16 protein-coding genes are annotated in these 18,059 nt (G+C 70.4%); 10 read left to right on the top strand and 6 right to left on the bottom strand.

What is annotated here, in order from left to right:
- The first annotated feature begins 141 nt into the window (after nucleotides 1-141).
- From ykgO to E4F61_RS03875, 6 genes are all read left to right on the top strand, one after another.
- Nucleotides 142-267 (top strand): type B 50S ribosomal protein L36, encoded by a 126-nt coding sequence (gene ykgO, locus E4F61_RS03850; protein ID WP_010342887.1) that lies wholly within the window; start codon nucleotides 142-144, stop codon nucleotides 265-267.
- A gap of 160 nt (nucleotides 268-427) precedes the next feature.
- Complete coding sequence (locus tag E4F61_RS03855; protein ID WP_133478351.1) at nucleotides 428-748, top strand: hypothetical protein; 321 nt, start codon at nucleotides 428-430, stop codon at nucleotides 746-748.
- Between the two features lie 11 nt (nucleotides 749-759).
- Nucleotides 760-1,791, top strand: a complete 1,032-nt coding sequence (locus E4F61_RS03860) for an agmatine deiminase family protein (RefSeq protein WP_133478352.1) — start codon at nucleotides 760-762, stop codon at nucleotides 1,789-1,791.
- The gene (locus E4F61_RS03865; RefSeq protein WP_133478353.1) at nucleotides 1,791-2,681 is read left to right on the top strand and encodes a carbon-nitrogen hydrolase; all 891 of its coding nucleotides are present in this window, start codon (nucleotides 1,791-1,793) and stop codon (nucleotides 2,679-2,681) included. The genes E4F61_RS03860 and E4F61_RS03865 overlap by 1 nt, the downstream gene beginning before the upstream one ends.
- Entirely contained in the window at nucleotides 2,644-3,231 is a 588-nt protein-coding gene (locus E4F61_RS03870) for a GNAT family N-acetyltransferase (RefSeq protein WP_133478354.1), read from the top strand. Before E4F61_RS03865 ends, E4F61_RS03870 begins: the two co-directional genes overlap by 38 nt.
- Before the next feature lie 55 nt (nucleotides 3,232-3,286).
- Entirely contained in the window at nucleotides 3,287-4,507 is a 1,221-nt protein-coding gene (locus tag E4F61_RS03875; protein ID WP_133478355.1) for a TraB/GumN family protein, read from the top strand.
- 50 nt (nucleotides 4,508-4,557) lie between these two features.
- Here E4F61_RS03875 and E4F61_RS03880 read toward each other — a convergent pair whose 3' ends face one another.
- The 3 genes from E4F61_RS03880 to E4F61_RS03890 are packed head-to-tail and all read right to left on the bottom strand — an operon-like array spanning nucleotide 4,558 to nucleotide 12,469.
- Nucleotides 4,558-7,647 (bottom strand): efflux RND transporter permease subunit, encoded by a 3,090-nt coding sequence (locus tag E4F61_RS03880; protein WP_133478356.1) that lies wholly within the window; start codon nucleotides 7,645-7,647, stop codon nucleotides 4,558-4,560.
- Nucleotides 7,644-11,333, bottom strand: a complete 3,690-nt coding sequence (locus E4F61_RS03885; RefSeq protein ID WP_133478357.1) for an efflux RND transporter permease subunit — start codon at nucleotides 11,331-11,333, stop codon at nucleotides 7,644-7,646. Before E4F61_RS03885 ends, E4F61_RS03880 begins: the two co-directional genes overlap by 4 nt.
- 11 nt (nucleotides 11,334-11,344) lie before the next feature.
- Nucleotides 11,345-12,469, bottom strand: a complete 1,125-nt coding sequence (locus E4F61_RS03890; RefSeq protein WP_425480104.1) for an efflux RND transporter periplasmic adaptor subunit — start codon at nucleotides 12,467-12,469, stop codon at nucleotides 11,345-11,347.
- Between the two features lie 218 nt (nucleotides 12,470-12,687).
- Here E4F61_RS03890 and E4F61_RS03895 point away from each other — a divergent pair, with 218 nt between their 5' ends.
- Together E4F61_RS03895 and E4F61_RS03900 are read left to right on the top strand one after the other, a co-directional pair.
- Entirely contained in the window at nucleotides 12,688-13,065 is a 378-nt protein-coding gene (locus E4F61_RS03895; protein WP_133478359.1) for a c-type cytochrome, read from the top strand.
- An 8-nt stretch (nucleotides 13,066-13,073) separates the two neighbouring features.
- Complete coding sequence (locus E4F61_RS03900) at nucleotides 13,074-13,517, top strand: c-type cytochrome (RefSeq protein WP_133478360.1); 444 nt, start codon at nucleotides 13,074-13,076, stop codon at nucleotides 13,515-13,517.
- 113 nt (nucleotides 13,518-13,630) lie between these two features.
- Here E4F61_RS03900 and E4F61_RS14635 read toward each other — a convergent pair whose 3' ends face one another.
- Nucleotides 13,631-15,316, bottom strand: a complete 1,686-nt coding sequence (locus E4F61_RS14635) for a hypothetical protein (RefSeq protein WP_162301395.1) — start codon at nucleotides 15,314-15,316, stop codon at nucleotides 13,631-13,633.
- Between the two features lie 15 nt (nucleotides 15,317-15,331).
- Entirely contained in the window at nucleotides 15,332-15,928 is a 597-nt protein-coding gene (locus tag E4F61_RS03910; RefSeq protein ID WP_133478362.1) for an NfuA family Fe-S biogenesis protein, read from the bottom strand.
- Nucleotides 15,929-16,048: 120 nt separating this feature from the next.
- Between E4F61_RS03910 and E4F61_RS03915 the strand changes: the two genes are divergently transcribed.
- Both E4F61_RS03915 and E4F61_RS03920 read left to right on the top strand, forming a co-directional pair.
- Entirely contained in the window at nucleotides 16,049-16,384 is a 336-nt protein-coding gene (locus E4F61_RS03915; RefSeq protein WP_133478363.1) for a 4a-hydroxytetrahydrobiopterin dehydratase, read from the top strand.
- Between the two features lie 4 nt (nucleotides 16,385-16,388).
- Nucleotides 16,389-16,808 (top strand): energy transducer TonB, encoded by a 420-nt coding sequence (locus E4F61_RS03920; protein WP_133478364.1) that lies wholly within the window; start codon nucleotides 16,389-16,391, stop codon nucleotides 16,806-16,808.
- 18 nt (nucleotides 16,809-16,826) lie between these two features.
- Here E4F61_RS03920 and E4F61_RS03925 read toward each other — a convergent pair whose 3' ends face one another.
- The gene (locus tag E4F61_RS03925; RefSeq protein ID WP_133478365.1) at nucleotides 16,827-17,777 is read right to left on the bottom strand and encodes an RluA family pseudouridine synthase; all 951 of its coding nucleotides are present in this window, start codon (nucleotides 17,775-17,777) and stop codon (nucleotides 16,827-16,829) included.
- Nucleotides 17,778-18,059 lie beyond the last annotated feature (282 nt).

Genomic DNA, 18,059 nt, shown 5'->3' on the forward strand with positions numbered 1-18,059 from the left:
TGTCGCCCGCGGCTGCCGGAAATGCCCATCGGGGATGGGCCGTCCGGGGCACGAGTCCAACCCGTTGATTATCAAAATGTTAGGCCGCTATAATGCGCGGCTTCGTTCGCCCGCTCATTCTCTTTTGCCGAGGTTTTTCTCATGAAGGTCCTGTCCTCCCTGAAGTCGGCGAAGGCCCGTCACCGTGACTGCAAGGTCGTCCGCCGCCGCGGCAAGGTCTTCGTGATCTGCAAGTCGAACCCGCGTTTCAAGGCTCGCCAGCGCTAAGCGCTCGGCTCCAGCCGGTTCGCCGAGAAGCCGCCGAAAGGCGGCTTCTCGCGTTTCGCGGGCGGCGTTCACCGCGGCCAGCCGTGCCCGCCCGGACAATCCGGCCGCTGCATACAATCGCGGCTTCACCCGAACCGGGCGACGCCCGAGGAGAGACACCATGGTCCGCACCGTCCTGGCCGCCGCCGCCCTGGCCCTCTGCGCCGGCACCGTCCACGCTGAAACGCTGCTCATCGACCGGGTGAAGCAGGAGACCGGCGCGATGCCCGCCCGCGGCATGCGGGTGGCCGACGTCGAAAAGCGCTTCGGCGCGCCGACCGACCGGCTCCAGCCCGCCGGCGGCCAGAAGCGGCAGTGGCCGACGATCCAGCGCTGGGTCTACCCGGCGTTCACCGTGTATTTCGAACGCGGCCGGGTCGTCGACGCCGTCGCCAACAAGGCCGTCCCCACCGAGATCGGGCCCAAGCCGCCGATCCGCTGACAGGAAGCACGATGTCCCGAACCGATGCACGGCTCCCCGCCGAGTGGGAGCCGCAGTCCGCCGTCCTCCTCGCCTGGCCGCACGCCGGCACCGACTGGGCCGACCGCCTTTCCGAAGTCGAGACCACCTACGTCGCGCTGGCCGCGGCGATCACGCGCTTCGAGCAGGCGGTGATCTGCGTCGCCGACGAGGCGCTGCAGGCACACGCCGGCGCGCTGCTCGCCGCCGGTGGCGTCGACCTGGGCCGCGTACGCTTCGTCCGCGCCGACTACGACGACACCTGGTTGCGCGACTCGGGCCCGATCACCTTGCGCACGGCCCACGGTTTCCGCCTGCTGGATTTCCGGTTCACGGGCTGGGGCGGCAAGTTCGAGGCGAGCCGCGACGACGCGCTGGTCGAGGCGCTGCAAGCCCGCGGGCTGTTCGCGCGCGCCGAGCGCACGTCGATCCCCTTCGCGCTCGAAGGCGGCGCGATCGACAGCGATGGCGACGGCACGCTGCTCACCACGTGGGAGTGCCTCAACCAGCGCCATCCCGATGCGTCGCGCGAAGAGCTGTCGGCCAAGCTCGCCGACTGGCTGGCGCAGGACCGCGTGCTCTGGCTCGACCACGGCTTCCTCGAGGGCGACGACACGGATGCGCATATCGACACGCTCGCGCGCTTCGCGTCCGTCGACTCGATCGTCTTCCAGGGCTGCGACGATCCGTCCGATTCCCATTACCCGCACCTGCGCGCGATGGCCGACGAACTCGCCGCGCTGCGCACGAAGGCCGGCGCGCCGTACCGCCTGTTCGAACTGCCCTGGGCGCGGCCGATCCTCGATCAGGGCCGCCGGCTGGCCGCGAGCTATGCGAACTTCCTGATCGTCAACGGCGCGGTGCTCGCGCCCTCGTACGGCGATGACGCCGACGCGCGTGCGCAGGCGGTGCTGCAGCAGGCGTTCCCCGATCGCGAGATCGTCATGGTCCCGTGCCGTGCGCTGATCTGGCAGAACGGCAGCCTGCACTGCCTGACCATGCAGCTGCCCGAAGGAGTGGTGTGATGTCGAAGAAGAAGGTGCTGCCGGTCGCACTCGTCCAGGAGTCGAACCACGGCACGGCCGAGGCCAACCTGGACGTGATCGCGCAGCGCATCGGCGAGGCCGCCGGCAACGGCGCCAGGCTCGTGCTGCTGCAGGAGCTGCACAACGGCGCGTACTTCTGCCAGCACCAGTGCGTCGACGAATTCGAGTCCGCCGAGCCGATCCCCGGCCCGACGACCGAGCGCCTGTCCGCACTCGCGAAGCAGCACGGCGTCGTGATCGTCGGCTCGCTGTTCGAGCGCCGCGGCCCGGGTCTGTACCACAACACCGCGGTGGTGCTCGATGCCGACGGCTCGCTCGCCGGCAAGTACCGCAAGATGCACATCCCCGACGATCCGGGCTTCAACGAGAAGTTCTATTTCACGCCGGGCGACCTGGGTTTCCATCCGATCGACACGTCGGTCGGCCGCCTCGGCGTGATGGTCTGCTGGGACCAGTGGTATCCGGAAGGCGCGCGCCTGATGGCGCTGGCCGGCGCGGAGATGCTGCTGTACCCGACGGCGATCGGCTGGGATCCGAACGACGAGCAGGACGAGAAGGACCGCCAGCGCGGCGCGTGGATCCTGTCGCATCGCGGGCACGCGGTCGCCAACGGGCTGCCCGTGCTGTCCTGCAACCGTGTCGGCCACGAGCCCTCGCCCATCGGCCGCAGCGGCATCGACTTCTGGGGCTCGAGCCACGTGCTCGGGCCGCAGGGCGAGTTCCTCGCGGAAGCGTCCATCGAGCGTCCCGAAGTGCTGATGGCGGAGGTCGACCTTCGCCGCAGCGAGGATGTCCGTCGCATCTGGCCCTTCCTGCGCGACCGCCGCATCGATGCCTACGGCGACCTGCTCAAGCGCTATCGCGATTGACGCCACCGCGCGCGTTCGCCGCGCCACGCCGGACGACGTGCCGGCGCTGGCGCGCATCTATGCGCACGAGGTGGCGCACGGCACCGCGTCCTGCGAATACACGCCGCCGGACGCCCGCGAGTTCGCCCGTCGCTTCACGGCGATCCGCGACGGCGGTTATCCCTACCTCGTCGCCGACGTCGACGGCCGGGTCGGCGGCTTCGCGTATGGGAGCGCCTACCGCACGCGCGAGGGTTACCGGTGGGTCGTCGAGGACAGCGTGTACGTCGATGCCGCCTTCCGCGGTCGTGGACTCGGCGGCCGCCTGCTCGATGCGCTGATCGGGCGCTGCACGGCCCTAGGTTACCGCCGCATGATCGCGGTGATCGGCGACGGCGGCAACGCGGCGTCGATCGCACTCCACGAACGTGCCGGTTTCAGCGTGGCCGCACGCTTCGCCGGACTCGGCTTCAAACACGGGCGCTGGCTCGAGAACGTGCAGATGGTGCGCGCCCTCGGCGCCGGCGATACGTCGCCCCCCGCCGCGGCGCCATTGCCGGACGCGGACTGACTCCCTACCCTGCCCCGTCGCGACACCGACGGTGCCGCCTTTCCTGCAGGTCGACATGGATCCGATGCCCACCACTTCCGACGCGCTGGCCGGCCAGCCGCACGCGATCGTCGAGCGCGACGGCGTGCGTTACACGCTGCTGGGCACCGCCCACGTCTCGAAGGCCAGCGTCGACGCCGTGCGCGCCGCCATCGCCTCCGGCGATTACGACCACGTCGCCGTCGAACTCGACAGCGCGCGGATGCAGGCCCTCGTCGAGCCGGAAGCGATGGGCAAGCTCGACCTCGTCGAGGTGATCCGCACCGGCCGCACCGCGATGTTCGCCGCCAACCTCGCCCTGGCCGCCTACCAGCGCCGCCTCGCCGAGCAGCTGGGCATCGAACCCGGCGCGGAGCTGAAGCAGGCGGTGCTGGACGCACGCGAGCGCGAGCTGCCCGTGTCGCTGATCGACCGCGACGTGGGACTGACGGTCCGTCGCGCGGCGAGCCGGCTGGGTTGGTGGAAGCGGATCAAGCTCGGCGGTGGCCTGGCCGCGTCACTGATCGCCAGCGACGAAGTGCCGGAACACGAGATCGAAAAGCTCAAGGAAGGCGACATCCTGGAGTCGAGTTTCGCGGAGTTCGCGAGCCACAGCCCCGAGCTCTACGAGACGGTGATCGCCGAGCGCGACCGCTACATGGCTGCGGGGCTTCGCACGGCGGGCGCGGCCAGTCCCGCGCCGCGCAACGTGCTCGCGGTCGTCGGCGCGGGCCACCTGGCCGGCCTTTCGCGCGAGCTCACCGAGCAGCACGACGACCCGGTGTCCCTGCATGCGGCGTTGGAAGCGGTGCCGAAGAAGCGCAAGGTGCCGTGGTTCACGCTGCTGATCGGCGCGCTGCTGCTCGGCGGCATGGCCTGGGGCTTCCAGAGCGGCGGCCTGAAGCTGGCGTCCGGCGTGCTCGTGCAATGGCTCGTGGCGACGAGCGTGCTCGCCGCCGTCGGCGCGCTGCTCGCGGGCGGCCATCCGCTCAGCGTGCTCGCGGGCGCGGTCGTCGCGCCGTTCAAGCCGTTCCGTCCCGCGATCCCGGCGGGCGCGGTCAGCGCGTTGGTGGAAGCACGCATCCGCAAGCCCACCTACGCCGACTTCATCCGCCTTCGCGATGACGTGCGCACGCTGCGCGGGTGGTACCGCAACCGCGTCGCACGCACCCTGCTCGTCTTCATCCTGACCAATTTCGGCACGATGGCGGGCGAGTGGATCGCCATCGCGCGGATCATCGGCACGCTCGCGCGCTGACGGGCCGCCCGCAGAAAAAGAAAGGGGCCCGAGGGCCCCTTTTTCGTTTCTCAGGCCGTCGCTGCCGCGGCGGGCACGGCCGGCAACCCCCGCGCGCGCCGAAACAGGCGCGACGTCGCGCCGCGCAGGTCGTCCAGGATCGCGTAGACCGTCGGCAGGAACAGCAGGCTGACGACGGTCGAGAACGCCAGCCCGCCCGCGATCGCACGCGCCATCGGGTAGTACGGGGGCCCGTTGCCGGCCATCTGCGTGTTGCCGATCGCGATCGGCACCATGGCGAGGATCGCCGTGCCCATCGTCATGAGGATCGGCCGCAGGCGCTCGCGGCTGCCCTCGACCAGTGCCTCCGTGCGCGACAGGCCGCGGCGGCGCAGGTTGTTGATGTGCTCGATCATCACGATGCCGTTGTTCACCACCACGCCCATCAGCACGAGGATGCCGATGAAGGCCATGATGTTGAACTCGGTGCCGGTGAGCCAGAACAGCCAGAACACGCCGAACACCGAGAACAGCACGCCGGACATGATCGCCGACGGGAACAGCAGCGACTCGAACACCGCCGCCATCACCACGTAGATCATCACCAGCGCGATCAGCAGGTTGAACATCATCTGCTTGCTCGCCTCGTCGTCCTCCTGGAAGGCGCTGCCGTCGAAGCTGTAGCTGTAGCCCGGCGGGACTTGCACGGACTTCAGCGTGTCCTCCATCGCCTTCTTCGCCTTGGCCGGCTCGACCTTGTCCGGCAGGCTGGCCTGGATCGTCAGCGTGGTCTGGCGGTTCGTACGCTGGATCTGCGACGCCGACGGCCGCACCGCCACGTCGACCATCGCCAGCAGCGGCACCGCGCGGCCGTCTGGCGCACGCACCGTGAAGCCCGCGATGTCACCGACGCCGAAATCCTCGGCGCCGGCGAAGCGCACCCACACCGGTACCTCGGTGTCGCCGCGACGGAACTCGCGCAGCGGCGCGCCACGCAGGGCCAGCCCGACGAACTGCGAGACCTGCTGCGCGGTGAAGCCGAACGCCGCCGCGCGCTCGCGGTCGACGCGCACGGCGAGCTCGCTGTTCTTGTCGCCGGTATCCACCCGCACGTCGCGCAGCTCGGGCCGCTTGGCCAGGATCGGCACGATGTCGCGGCCGAGGTCCTCGAGCGTCTGCGTGGAGTCGCCCACCAGCTGCACCTGCACCTTCTGGCCCGGCTGACCCCCGTTCGGGCCGCCCTGGTTGCCCACGGTCAGGTCCGCGCGCGCCGACTTCGGCAGCTCCTTGCGAAGCGTCTCGACGTAGGCCTTCATGTCCGGCACGACCTTCGTATCCACCGTGAGCCGCGTCGACGCCCCGCCCTGCTCGCTGTAGTACGAATAGAGCTGGGTGATGCCGAGCGGCTTCCGACGGGCGTCGAGATAGTGCTCGACGCGCAGCAGCTCGTCCGACATCTGCTCCTTCGTGTACGCACCTTTCCACTGGTACTGGATGCTGACCTCGTCGCCGTCGTCGCCGCCGAACATGTTCTTCTTCGTCAGCATCATCGGCACGATGCTGACCGCGATGATCAGGAAAATGCCGGCGACGCTCGCGCCGCGGTGCTCGAGCGTCCAGCGCAGCAGCGTGGCATAACGCCGCTGCAGTCGCGGGATCAGGCCGTTCGGGCTGCGCACAGCGGGGGGCGTCTTCATGCGCGCCGACAGCATCGGAATCAGGCTGACCGCCACGAGCCACGACGCCAGCAGCGACACCGAGATCGTGATCGCGATCTGCGAGAGATAGATGCTGAGGAAGTTGCGCTCGCCGAACAGGTTCGGCAGGAACACGATGCAGTGGCAGAGCGTGCCCGCCGACAGCGCGATAGCGACGTGCCGCGTGCCGACGATCGATGCCATCACCGGATTGCCGGGCATTTTCTCCCGTTCCTGGTAGATGCTCTCCACCACGACGACCGCGTTGTCGACCAGCATGCCGACCGCCAGCAGCAGGCCCATCATCGACAGGATGTTGAGCGAAACGCCGGCGAAGTACATGAAACCGAGCGTCATCACGAAGCAGATCGGGATCGCCAGCGTCACCATGGCCGTCGACGGCCAGTGGCGCAGGAAGAAGAACAGCACGGCAATCGACAGCACCAGGCCGATCGCGCCCGCCTCGGCGAGTTCGGTCAGCGAGTTGGTCACGTCCTCGCCCTGGTTCTGGATGATCTTGACCTGCACGTCGTGTAGCGCGGGATCGGTGCGGATCGCCTCGACCTCCTTGAGCGCGCGCGCCGATACGTCGACCAGGTTCGCGCTGCGCTCCTTGTAGACGTCGAGGCCGACGGCCGGACGCCCGTCGAGCCGGCGGCCGTAGTCCATGCGCGCCGGCTTCAGCCGGATTTCGGCGATGTCGCCCAGGCGCGTTCCCTTGGCGTCGATCACCAGCGCGCGCAGCTGGTCGAGGTCGGCGATCTCGCCGACCGGCTGCACGCGCAGGCGACGGCCGCCGTCGTCGATCTCGCCGCCCGAGACGGAGAAGTTCACGGCCTGCAGGCGCGTGGTCAGCTCGTTGAGCACGACACCGCGCGAGGTGAGCGCGTCCGGATCGATCGCGATCTCCACCTCGTTGGGGGCCGCGCCCGACACCTCGACGCGGGCGACGCCCGGGATGCGCTCGAGGCGGCGCTTGAACTCGCGCTCGATCATGTCGTACGCGCCGGTCAGGTCGCGCGCACCCGCGAGGCGGACCTGCAGCACCGGCTGGTCGGTCGTCGAGAACTTGTTGACGAAGTAGCGCTTGAGGTCGTCCGGCAGATCGTCGCGGATCGCGTCAATGCGCTCGCGCGCTTCCGACGCCGCGATCGAGACATCGCGGCTCCAGTCGGAGAAGAACACGCCGATGCTGGCACCCTCGGAGCGGGCATTCGACTCCATGCGCTTGACCCCCGTCAGCGTCGACAGCGCTTCCTCCGACGGGCGCAGCACCGTGCGCTCGACTTCCTCCGGCGTGGAGCCCGTGTAAGGCAGCTCGATGAAGATGCCGGGGAACGTCACCTCCGGGAACGATTCCAGCGGCAGCCGCACCGCCGCGATCAGGCCGATCACGAACAGCGACACGAAGAACATGATCGCCGTGACGGGGCGGCGGATGCTCAGCTCGGCGATGCCGCTCATGCGGGCTGCGCCTCCGCGCCGTCGAGGTCGGTGTCACGCGCCGCGGCACGCCGCGCACGCCGCACGTAGTGCTCGTCGGCGCGGCGGTCCAGCAGGTCGTAGACCACCGGGATCACCACCAGCGTGAGCAGCGTCGACACCAGCAGGCCGCCGATGACCGTGATCGCCATCGGCGAACGCACCTCGGCACCCTCGCCGAAGGCGAGCGCCAGCGGCAGGAAGCCGAACAGCGTGCACAGCGTGGTCATCGCGATCGGGCGCAGGCGCGAACGCGCACCTTCCACCAGCGCCTCGCGCTTGGCGACGCCGGCCTCGCGCAGCTGGTTGACCTTGTCGACGAGGATGATCGCGTTCTTCACCACCAGGCCCACCAGCAGGATCAGGCCGATGAACACCACCACCGAGACGGGCGACCGCGTCAGCAGCAGCGCCAGCACCGCACCCACCATGGCCAGCGGGATGGTGAAGAGGATCACGAACGGATGCAGCAGCGATTCGAACTGCGAGGCCATCACCAGGTAGACGAGGAAGATGGCGAGGCCGAACGCGAACAGCAGCGACCGCACGGAATCGGTGAGCTCCTCGCCCTGCCCGCCGATATGCATCGACACGTCGGTACCCAGCGGATTCGCGGCCACGAGCTGCTGCACTTCCTCGATCGCGCTGCCGAGGTCCGTGCCGCGCAGGTTCGATGAAACGATCGCCACGCGCACCTGGTCGGCGCGGTGGATCTCGCTCGGCCCGGTGGTGGAGACGACGTCCGCCACGGACTCCAGCGTCACCGGCGCGCGGCCGTTGCCCGGGTTGACGATGAGATGGCGGATGCTGTCGACCGACGCGCGATCGCTCTCGTTGGCGCGGACGAGAACGTCGATCTTGCGATCGCGGAAGCTGTAGCGGGTGGCGACGTCGCCGCGCACCTTCTTCACCACCGCATCGGCGATCTGGCGCGTGGTGAGGCCGAGCGCCGCCGCGCGTTCCTGGTCGAAGCGGATCTGCACTTCGGGGAAGCCCTGCTCGACCGTCGACTTGACGTCGGCGTAGTGCGGATTCGCGCGCAGCAGCGCGGTCAGGCGGTCGCCGGCCGTGCGCAGGCTCTCGAGGTCGCTGCCGCGCAGCTCGATCTCCAGTGGTGCGGAGAAGCTGAAGAGCTGGGGCCGACGGAAATCGACCTGCGCATCCGATACACCGGCGACGGACGCGCGCAGCTTCTCGGTCTCCGCGGCCTCGACCTCGTGGCTGCCACCGTCGGCCATCACGATGCTGATCTTGCCGATGTTCTCGCCGCTTTCCGTCGGGTTCGCGTCCAGGCGCGTGCCACTGCCGCTGACGCCGAACATCGCGCGGATGCCGTCGTCCTTCTCGTGGGCCTGCTGCAGGCGGCGGACGATCGCGTCGGTCTCGCGCAGCGGCGTGCCCGGCGGCAACTTCACCGTCATCTCGAAACGATCCTGCGCGAGCTGCGGGATCAGGTCCGCGCCCAGCATCGGCACGGCGGCCAACGTCAGCGCGAATGCCGCCGCGGCGACGCCGAGCACGAGGCCCGGCCGGCGCAGCGCACCCGGCAGCAGCGCCAGGTAACGGGCTTCGGCACGGTCGTAGACCGACATCGCGCCGCGGCTCGCCGCCCCGGCCACCGGCGACACCACGAAGCGTGCACCGCGCCAGAGACGGGTGAACAGCCACGCCAACCCGAAGACCACCGGCCCGACGAACGCGCGCAGCGCCAGCCCGACCAGCCAGAACGGCAGCGCGACGAGCCGCACCGGCAACAGCAGCAGCCACGTCAGCAGCGCCAGCGCCGGGCGCATGCCCGAGCCCAACGGCCAGCGATACAGCGCCGGCCGACTGCGGATCACGCGGTAGGCGCCGATCGCGAACGTCACCGGCAACGCCAGCAGGACCGCCAGCGCACCCGCCGCGCGGTTGCCGACCCGCTTCATCGGCGACGCCACGGTCGAGCGCAGCAGCGCCACGTCCGCCGCGTGTTCCGGCGCCGGCTCCTCGCGGACGCCGTCGTCGACGCGCGACTTGAACGCGCTGAGCATCGGAATCAACGTCATCGAGACGACCAGCGAGATCGCGATCGCGATGGCCACCGTGAGCGCCTGGTCGCGGAACAGCTGCCCGGCGATGCCCTGCACGAACACGAGCGGCAGGAACACCGAGATCGTCGTCAGCGTCGACGCGACCACCGCCATGCTGACCTCGCGCGTGCCCTCGATGGCGGCGCGCATCACGCCCAGCCCGCGTTCGCGCGCCTTGGCGATGCTTTCGAGCACGACGATCGAGTCGTCGACCACCAGGCCCGTCGCCAGTGCGAGGCCGCCGAGCGACATCACGTTGAGGCTCAGGCCCAGCCGGCCCATGAAGAAGAACGTGGTGATGATCGACACCGGCAGCGACAGCGCCACCACGAAGGTGCTCCAGCCGTCGCGCAGGAACAGGAAGATGATCAGCACGGCCAGGATGCCGCCGATCACCGCGTCCTCCTTGACGCTCGAGATGGCGTTGCGGATGAACTGCGACTGGTCGTCGATGGTGGTGAGCTCGACATCCTTGGGCATGCGCTCGCGGATGTCCTTGAGCTTCGCGTCGATCGCGTCGGCGGTCGCGACGGTGTTCGCGTCGCCTTCCTTGTAGATCGCCAGCTCGACCGCCTCGCGGCCGCCGAGGCGGATCACCGACTCGCGCTCCTTGTAGCCCTGCCGGACGGTCGCGATGTCCTTGAGGCGCACGGGCATGCCGTTCGCCGGCGTGGCGCCACCGGAGGACGCGCTCTGCACCGACGCCGCGGCGGCCATCGCGCTCGCGTTGCCGGTCGCCGCCGCCACGCGCGCCATCTGCTCGGCGGCCGACTGCGCCGCCCCGCCGCCCGCCGACGAAGTCGTCACCAGCATGTCGCGCATCTCGTCGATGCTGCGGAACTGGTTGACCGTACGCACGAGGTAGCGCTGCGTGCCTTCTTCCAGCCGGCCGCCGGAGACGTTGACATTCTCCTGACCGAGCCGCTGGATCACGGTGTCGATCGACAGGCCGAGCTGCGCGAGCTTCTGCTGGTCGATCTCGACCTGCACCTCGTCCTCGAGGCCGCCGCCGACCTTGACCGCGGCCACGCCGTCGACCGGCTCGAGCTTCTTCTTCAGGTCCTCGTCGGCGTAGCGGCGCAGCTCCGTCAGGCGGCGGATGGAATCGGCTTCGGTCGTGCTCTTCGCGGTGAGCGCGAGGCGCATCACCGGCTCCGTGGACGGATTGAAGCGCAGCAGCACCGGCGGCTTGGCTTCCAGCGGAAGCTGCAGCGTCTCGATCTTGTCGCGCACCTCGAGGCCGGCCTGGTCCATGTCCGTGCCCCACGCGAACTCGAGCACGACGTCGCTCTGGCCCGTGCGCGACACGCTGCGCAGCTTGCGCAGGTTCTTCACCACGCCGAGCGCTTCCTCGGCCGGCTCGGAGATCAGGGTTTCCACTTCCGAGGGTGCGGCGCCCGGGTACTCGGTGCGAACGGTCAGCGTGGGATAGCTGAGGTCGGGCAGCAGGTTGACCTTCAGTTCGCGCAGCGCGATCAGGCCGAACAGCACGAACGTGAGCATCGCCATGAACACGGTGACGCGGCGGCGCACCGCGAATTCGACGATGCCGCCCGACCGCGTGGCGGACTCGGGCGCGGAAGGCTCGGGAGCGGACATGGCGTGTCTCCTCAGCGCGCGGCGATCGGCGCGGCGGCCGGGGCGGCGGCCGTCGGTAGCACCTGCACGTCGCTGCCCTCGCGCAAGGCGGTCTTGCCGGCGACGACCACGCGATCACCCGCCTTCAGGCCCGAGCGCACTTCCATCCAGCCGCCCTCGCTGTAGCCGAGCTTGACCGGCACGCGCACGGCCTTGTTGGCGCGCACGACGTAGACGGCCGGATCGGCATCGTCCTCCAGCAGCGCGGTGCGCGGCACGACGAGCGCATCGGTGCGCTGGTCGTAGTCGATGCGGATGCGCCCGAACATGCCGGGCTGCAGCAGGCCGCCGCCGTCGAACGCGGCGATCACGCGGAAGGTGCCGCTGCCCGAGTCCACCACCGGCGCGACGCGATCGACCTTGCCGGTGAAGCCGCGGCCGGGCAGCGCATCCACCTGCAGCTGCACGGGCTGTCCGGCCTTCAGCGTGGCCATTTCGCGCTCGGGGACGTTGAGCACGGCCTCCAGGCGCGAGGTGTCGACGATGCGGAAGATCGGCGTGTTGATCTGGACGAAGTTGCCCGGCTTGATGGAGCGCTGCGCGACGACGCCGGAGATCGGCGCGACGACGCCGGCGTACGAGAGCTCGAGGTTCGCGAGGCGATTGGCGGCGCGCGCGTTCTCGAGGTCGAACTTCAGCTGGTCGATGTCGTTCGCGCTGATCAGCTTCTGCTCGGACAGCTGGCGCGAGCGCGCGTAGTTCGCCTCGAGCTTGCGCATCTGCGCGGCGGTCTGCGCGGCCTGCAGCGCCGAGCGCGAGGCGTCGAGGCGCACCAGCGTCTGGCCGGCGCGGACGGCCTGGCCCTCCTCGGCGAACACCGCCAGCGCCACGCCGGACGTCTTGGCGACGACCTGCGCCTCGCTGCGCGGCTCCAGCGGCGCGGTGCCGGTGTAGCTCGCGGCGATCGGGCGCGTCGCGACCACCGCCACTTCGACCGGCACGGCCTCGGGGCCCTTCTTTTCCTTGGCCTCGGCGTCGCCCGGCTTGGGGCCCTTGCAGGCGGCCAGCGCGAGACAGCCCAGGAAGACGATGGAGAAGCGCGTCGCGACGGCGCGGGAGGTCGGGGCGGTACGCATCGGAAGGTCCTTCGAAACCATGGAATAAACGGCGGTCAGCCGGTGTTGTACATAGGTATATCACCGACGTTCACACGGCCCATGCGCCGAAGGTCACGGGTGCCGACGACAGGGGCGTTACCGAGCGCGCAGGCTGCCGACCGTTCGTCGAACCGGGGGCCGCAGGCTATACTCGGCCGCTTGTGCGAACGCGCCCCGCGTCGCATCCCACCGCCAGCACGAGAACCGCGGACCTGACCATGCGACCGCTGACGATCGCCGCCCTCGCCCTATCGACGCTGCTCGCCACCGGCGCGCACGCCCAAGACACCGCCCCCGCCGCCTCGCCCGCGGCCACCGCGGCGCCCGCCGCCGCCACGCCCGCCAAGGGCGACACCGCGCGCGGCCGCGAGCTGACCTACACCTGCAAGGGCTGCCATGGGGTGACGGGTTACAAGAACGCCTATCCGAACTACCACGTGCCGCGCATCGCCGGGCAGCACGAGCAGTACCTGATCAACGCGCTGACGGGTTACCGCGAGGGCACGCGCAGGCATCCGACCATGCAGGCGCAGGCGCAGAGCTTCTCGGCGCAGGACATCGCCGACATCGCCGCCTACCTCGCGACCCTGAAGTGAGCCCGACCATGACGAATACCCGACTGTTCCTCGGCGGCCTCGCCATCGCCCTGCTCGCCACCGCCTGCGGCCCGAAGAAGGCCGAAGAGGCCGCGGGCGAAGAGCACGCGCCGGTCTCCGAACACTCGTCCGCGGGCCTGCCGGCCGGCGATATCGCTGCCGGCGAGAAGTTCGCCAACACCAAGCAGGCGGGCACGGGCCAGGCGTGTGCCGAGTGCCACGGCAAGGACGGCGCCGCGCCGATCGACCCGAGCTACCCGTACCTGGCCGGCCAGTACGCCGACTACGTGGCCTCCGCGCTCGAGATGTATCGCGACGGTCGTCGCCAGAATCCGCTGATGGCGGCGCAAGCGAAGGAGCTGAAGGACCAGGACATCGCGAACCTCGCGGCGTATTTCGCGTCGCGCGAGCGCAAGGTCTACGACCTGCACGAGCGCGAAGGCGGCAAATAAGCCGCAACGCGCGCTCGCGACAAAACGGCCCGCATCGCGGGCCGTTTTCGTTTCGGTGAATGCAACCGCGCCGCATGTCCCTGCGCGGTCGGTGCGCGCCGCCTGCGCACGGCTCAGCGCGGAAGCGCACCCGGAGGCAGCGCGCCGTTCGCGCCCGCATCCTTCGCCGGCGCGGCACCCGGCGGCACGCCGGACTTCGGGGGCGCGAACAGCCCGGGCAGCTTGGGCCGCGGTGGCGCCTTGCCGTCCTTGTCCCAGGTCGCGCCGTTGCCTTCCTGCAATGCCGGCTTGAACGGTACGTCCGGCGGCGGCCGCGCGGTCGCGGGCTGTTCATTGAGGTCGGGATCGCTGATGCCGCAACCGCCACCGAGCTGCAGGATCGAGATGATGCAGATGATCCGCTTGTTGGTGCCGGGGATCGGGATGCCGACCTGCTTGACGCCCTTGTCGACCCAGTCTTCCAGCAGCGTCTGGTTCGGCCGCCAGAGCCGATCCCACCGCGTCGGCTCGTAGGGGAACGGCTTGCGCTTGAGCCAGGTGCCGGCGCGATCGATGTCCTTGATCTCGTCGGTGATCATGCCGGGCGGGTGGGCGGCCGACGCGGATCCAGGCCCGTCGGCGACACGCGGACGGCCGTCGCCGTCGAACACGCCGTTGCCCGGACGGTTGCGCGTCGATTCGCCCCAATCGTCCCCGCGCTTGGGCGTCGCCCACGAGCCGGGCGCGGGCGCGGCCTTCGGCCCCGTCCCAATGCCGGTGCTCGGCGCCGCGGACGCAGGGCCCGCCGTCGGCGACGCGTTGCTACCCGATGCGCTCGATGGCGCCGCGCTCACCGCGGGCCCGTGCGTCGTGGGTGCGCCCGCCGTCGCGTTGGCGCGTGCCGGGATCTCACGGGCGCGGATGTCGACGGACTGGGCCGCAGCGCGCGGCGCCTCGACCGGCACCTCGATGCGCGCGGTCGGCGCGGGCGCGACCACCGCCTCCGGAACACTGCGGACCTGCACGGCCGGCGCCTGCGCCAGCGGACGCTCGATGTCGATCGTGGGTGCGGGCGACGTCACCGTCGGCGCCTGCGGCCGCTCCGGAATCGCAGCGACCTCGACGTCCGGCGCAGGCTCGCGCAGCGTCTGGAGCGATTGCGATGGCAGGGTCGTCGGCGGCAGCGTGAACTCGGTGGACGCGTCCGGCACCGCCTTGGAGACGGTCAACGGCTGGGGCGCCGTCACCGGCGGCGCGCTCGCCGAGGCGGCGGGCTGCGCGGACGTCGGCGGCGTGGGCGTGGACGCGGCACGTGCGACGGCGGCGGCGCGTCGCGGCGATTCCTCGCCCGGCGCCGCGGCGGCCGACGGCGCGGGGCCACCGCCCTCCTCCACGGGCGTGCCTTCGCCGATGTATTCGATCTGCACCGCTTCGTCCGCCGGTGGCGGCGCATGTTCGAAATGCATCGCGGTGACGATCAGCAACAGGATCGCGAGTACCAGGTGCCAGGCGAACGAGGCGCTGCCGGCGGTGATGCGCCAGACGCGCTCGTCGCGGGATCCCGGCTGCCAGTGTTGCCGCCACAGCGTGGCGAAGGCCTGCCAGCGATTGAGTTCGATCGCGCGCGGTGGCGGCGCGGCGGGTTCGCGTGCGGCGAGCTGCGCGACGAGTTCCTCGGCTGGCGCGCCGCTGACCCGGCCGGGGCGTTGGCTCAGGCGGTCGAGCCAGTGCGTCCAGCTCTCGCGCGCGGCCGCGCGCAGCCGACCCGACGCCGCGGCGCGCGCATTGAGTGCATCGATGATGGCGGCAGCGGAATCCACGGCCGGCCGCGCGTATCAGGCCGCGGTATCGCGCGGAATGTAAGGCGCTGCGCCCGTCGCATGGTCGGTCGCGTCGCGCACCGCCGTTACGCCCGGGACCTTCTCGATCATCGTGCGTTCGATGCCCTGCTTCAGCGTGACGTCGGCCATGCCGCAGCCGTGGCAACCGCCGCCGAACTGCAGGTACACCACGCCGTCGGCGTCGACCGAATCCAGCGTGACGTGGCCGCGGTGCGACGCGAGCTGCGGGTTGATCTCGTTGTCGATCAGGTACCGCACGCGCTCGACCAGGCCGGCGGACTCCGCGGGCGCCTCGCCCTTGATGCGCGGTGCGCGGATCTGCAACTGGCCGCCGGTCGCCTTGGTCTCGTAGTCGATCTGCGCGCCTTCGAGGAACGGGACGCTCTTGGCGTCGAGCCACAGCGTGAAGCCGTTGCAGTCGATCGCCCATTCGTCGCCGGCGAGGTCGGCCGGTTCGGTGAACTCCAGCCGCACGTCGGCGCGCGGCGTCCCCGGATGCAGCGCGGACAGTCGGACACCGAGGCCCGGAATCGCCTCGCGTTCGACGAGACGGCGGAAATGGGCCTGCGCGGATTCGGAAATATCGATCATCCGGCTATTCTAGCCACGCGTCCTGCCGCTTCCATGCGCCGCCTTCACGCGCGCTACGCCGGCGGACGGGCCCGATTCAGCCGTCACGCGCCGCGGCATCGACCGCGCAGGAGCCCCCAGATGACCCCGTCCCTCGCCCAACGCCATTGCACGCCGCGCCGGGGTGCCGAGCACCGCCTGGATGACGCGCAGGTCGCCGAGTACGGACGCGACCTGCCCGAGTGGTCGGTGGTCGAGGATGGCGCGGCCATCACGCGCACATTCCGCTTTGCGGACTATTACCGCACGATCGCCTTCGTCAACGCCCTCGCCTATGTCGCCCATGAGCAGGACCACCATCCGGACCTCGGCGTGCATTACGACCGGTGCGTCGTGCGGTACTCCACCCACGACGTCGGCGGGCTCTCCGAGAACGATTTCATCTGCGCGGCGAAAGCCGACGCGCTGCTGGGCTGAGCCGATGCGCGCGCTCGCGATCGTCCCGCTCGTGTTGCTGCTCGCGGCCTGCGACGGCGGCACGCCGGCGCCAGCGACGCCCGTGGGCCGATCGGGCCCGCCGGCCGCCGTGGAGACACCGCCGCCGACGTACCCCGAAGCGCTCGCCTGCGCCGGCGTGGGCGGCACCGTGCAGCTGCGCGTCAACATCGGCACCGACGGCGCCGTCGGCGAGGTGCAGATCCAGCAGAGCAGCGGCAACGCGGACCTCGACCAGGTCGCCGCGAAGGCCGTGCGCGACTGGAAGTTCCGCCCGGCCATGCAGGCCGGCACGCCGGTCGCGAAGTGGATCGCGGTGCCGATGACGTTCCACGTCCCGCAGCCGCGCCCCGACCATTGCTTCGTCCTCGACGAGCAGGCCGGCGGCTCCGCGCCGGCGAAGTGAGCGGCGCCGGCCGCCGGTTCACTTCAGGCGGTCGAGGACGTCGATGAGCTCCGGCGCCAGCGGCGCGTTCAGCAGGTAGGGCGCGCGACCCGCGTCGAGCGCGAATTCGAGCGTCGACGCATGCAGGAACATGCGCTTGAGCCCGACCTGCTCGCGAAGGCGGCGGTTGACGTCGGCATCGCCGTACTTGTCGTCCCCGGCGACCGGGTGCCCGATGTGCGCGGAATGCACGCGGATCTGGTGCGTGCGGCCGGTCTCGATGCGGATCTCGCAATACGAGTGCCCGCCCCGGCGCTCGAGCACGCGGAAATGACTCAGCGACGGCTTGCCGGCGGCATTGACCTGCACGTGCCGCTCGCCGCCCTGCCGCAGGCCGACATGCAGCGGCGCATCGACCGACATCGTGCCGTCGGGCATGCGACCGACCAGCAGCGCGAGATACCGCTTCGCGATGCCGCCCTCCTCGCGCATCAGCGCCTGCAGCTCCACCAGTGCCGAACGCTTCTTGGCGATGACCAGCAGGCCGGAAGTGTCACGATCGAGGCGGTGCACGAGTTCTAGCCCCTGCCCCGGCCGCAGCGCGCGCATGGCCTCGATCGCGCCGTAGCTGATGCCGCTGCCGCCGTGGCTGGCCACGCCGGACGGCTTGTTGAGCGCAAGCAGGCGCGTGTCCTCGAACACGATCGCCGCCTCCAGCGCGGCCAGCAGGCCCTTCGCCGGGGGTGCCCGCTCGCCTTCCTCGGCCAGCCGGACGGGTGGGATCCGCACCTCGTCGCCGGCCTCGAGCTTGCGCTCGGCCTTGGCCCGCCCGCCGTTGACCCGCACCTGGCCGGAGCGCACCAGCTTGTAGACGAGCGACCGCGGCGCGCCCTTGAGCTGGCCGAGCAAAAAGTTGTCGAGGCGCTGGCCGTCGCGGTCTTCGGGGACGCGGACGGTCCGTGCGCCGGTAGCGGCCGGCTGGGTGGTCATCGTGGGGTTATCTGTTAAACTCGCGTCGCGAGATAAGGTTTTGATTTCGCAGGAGTTGTGCCGCTCACCCCCGCCTGGATGGCGGGTGCGGCCGGGGCCGAAAGCCCGCTTCCGCGATTCTGCGCGCGCCTGACCACGACCCGCGGGGTCGGCCATGTTAGCAGCGCGCGCAGGCAAGGCCGGCCCTCGCCGGACGGGTGACGCCGTCCAGCGATCACATCCCACCCGCGCGACGCCGACGGCCGAGAGGTCCGACGCGGCCGCCGGCCCGCAGCACTACAA

Source organism: Cognatilysobacter segetis, assembly GCF_004359965.1.
Lineage (GTDB): Bacteria > Pseudomonadota > Gammaproteobacteria > Xanthomonadales > Xanthomonadaceae > Cognatilysobacter > Cognatilysobacter segetis.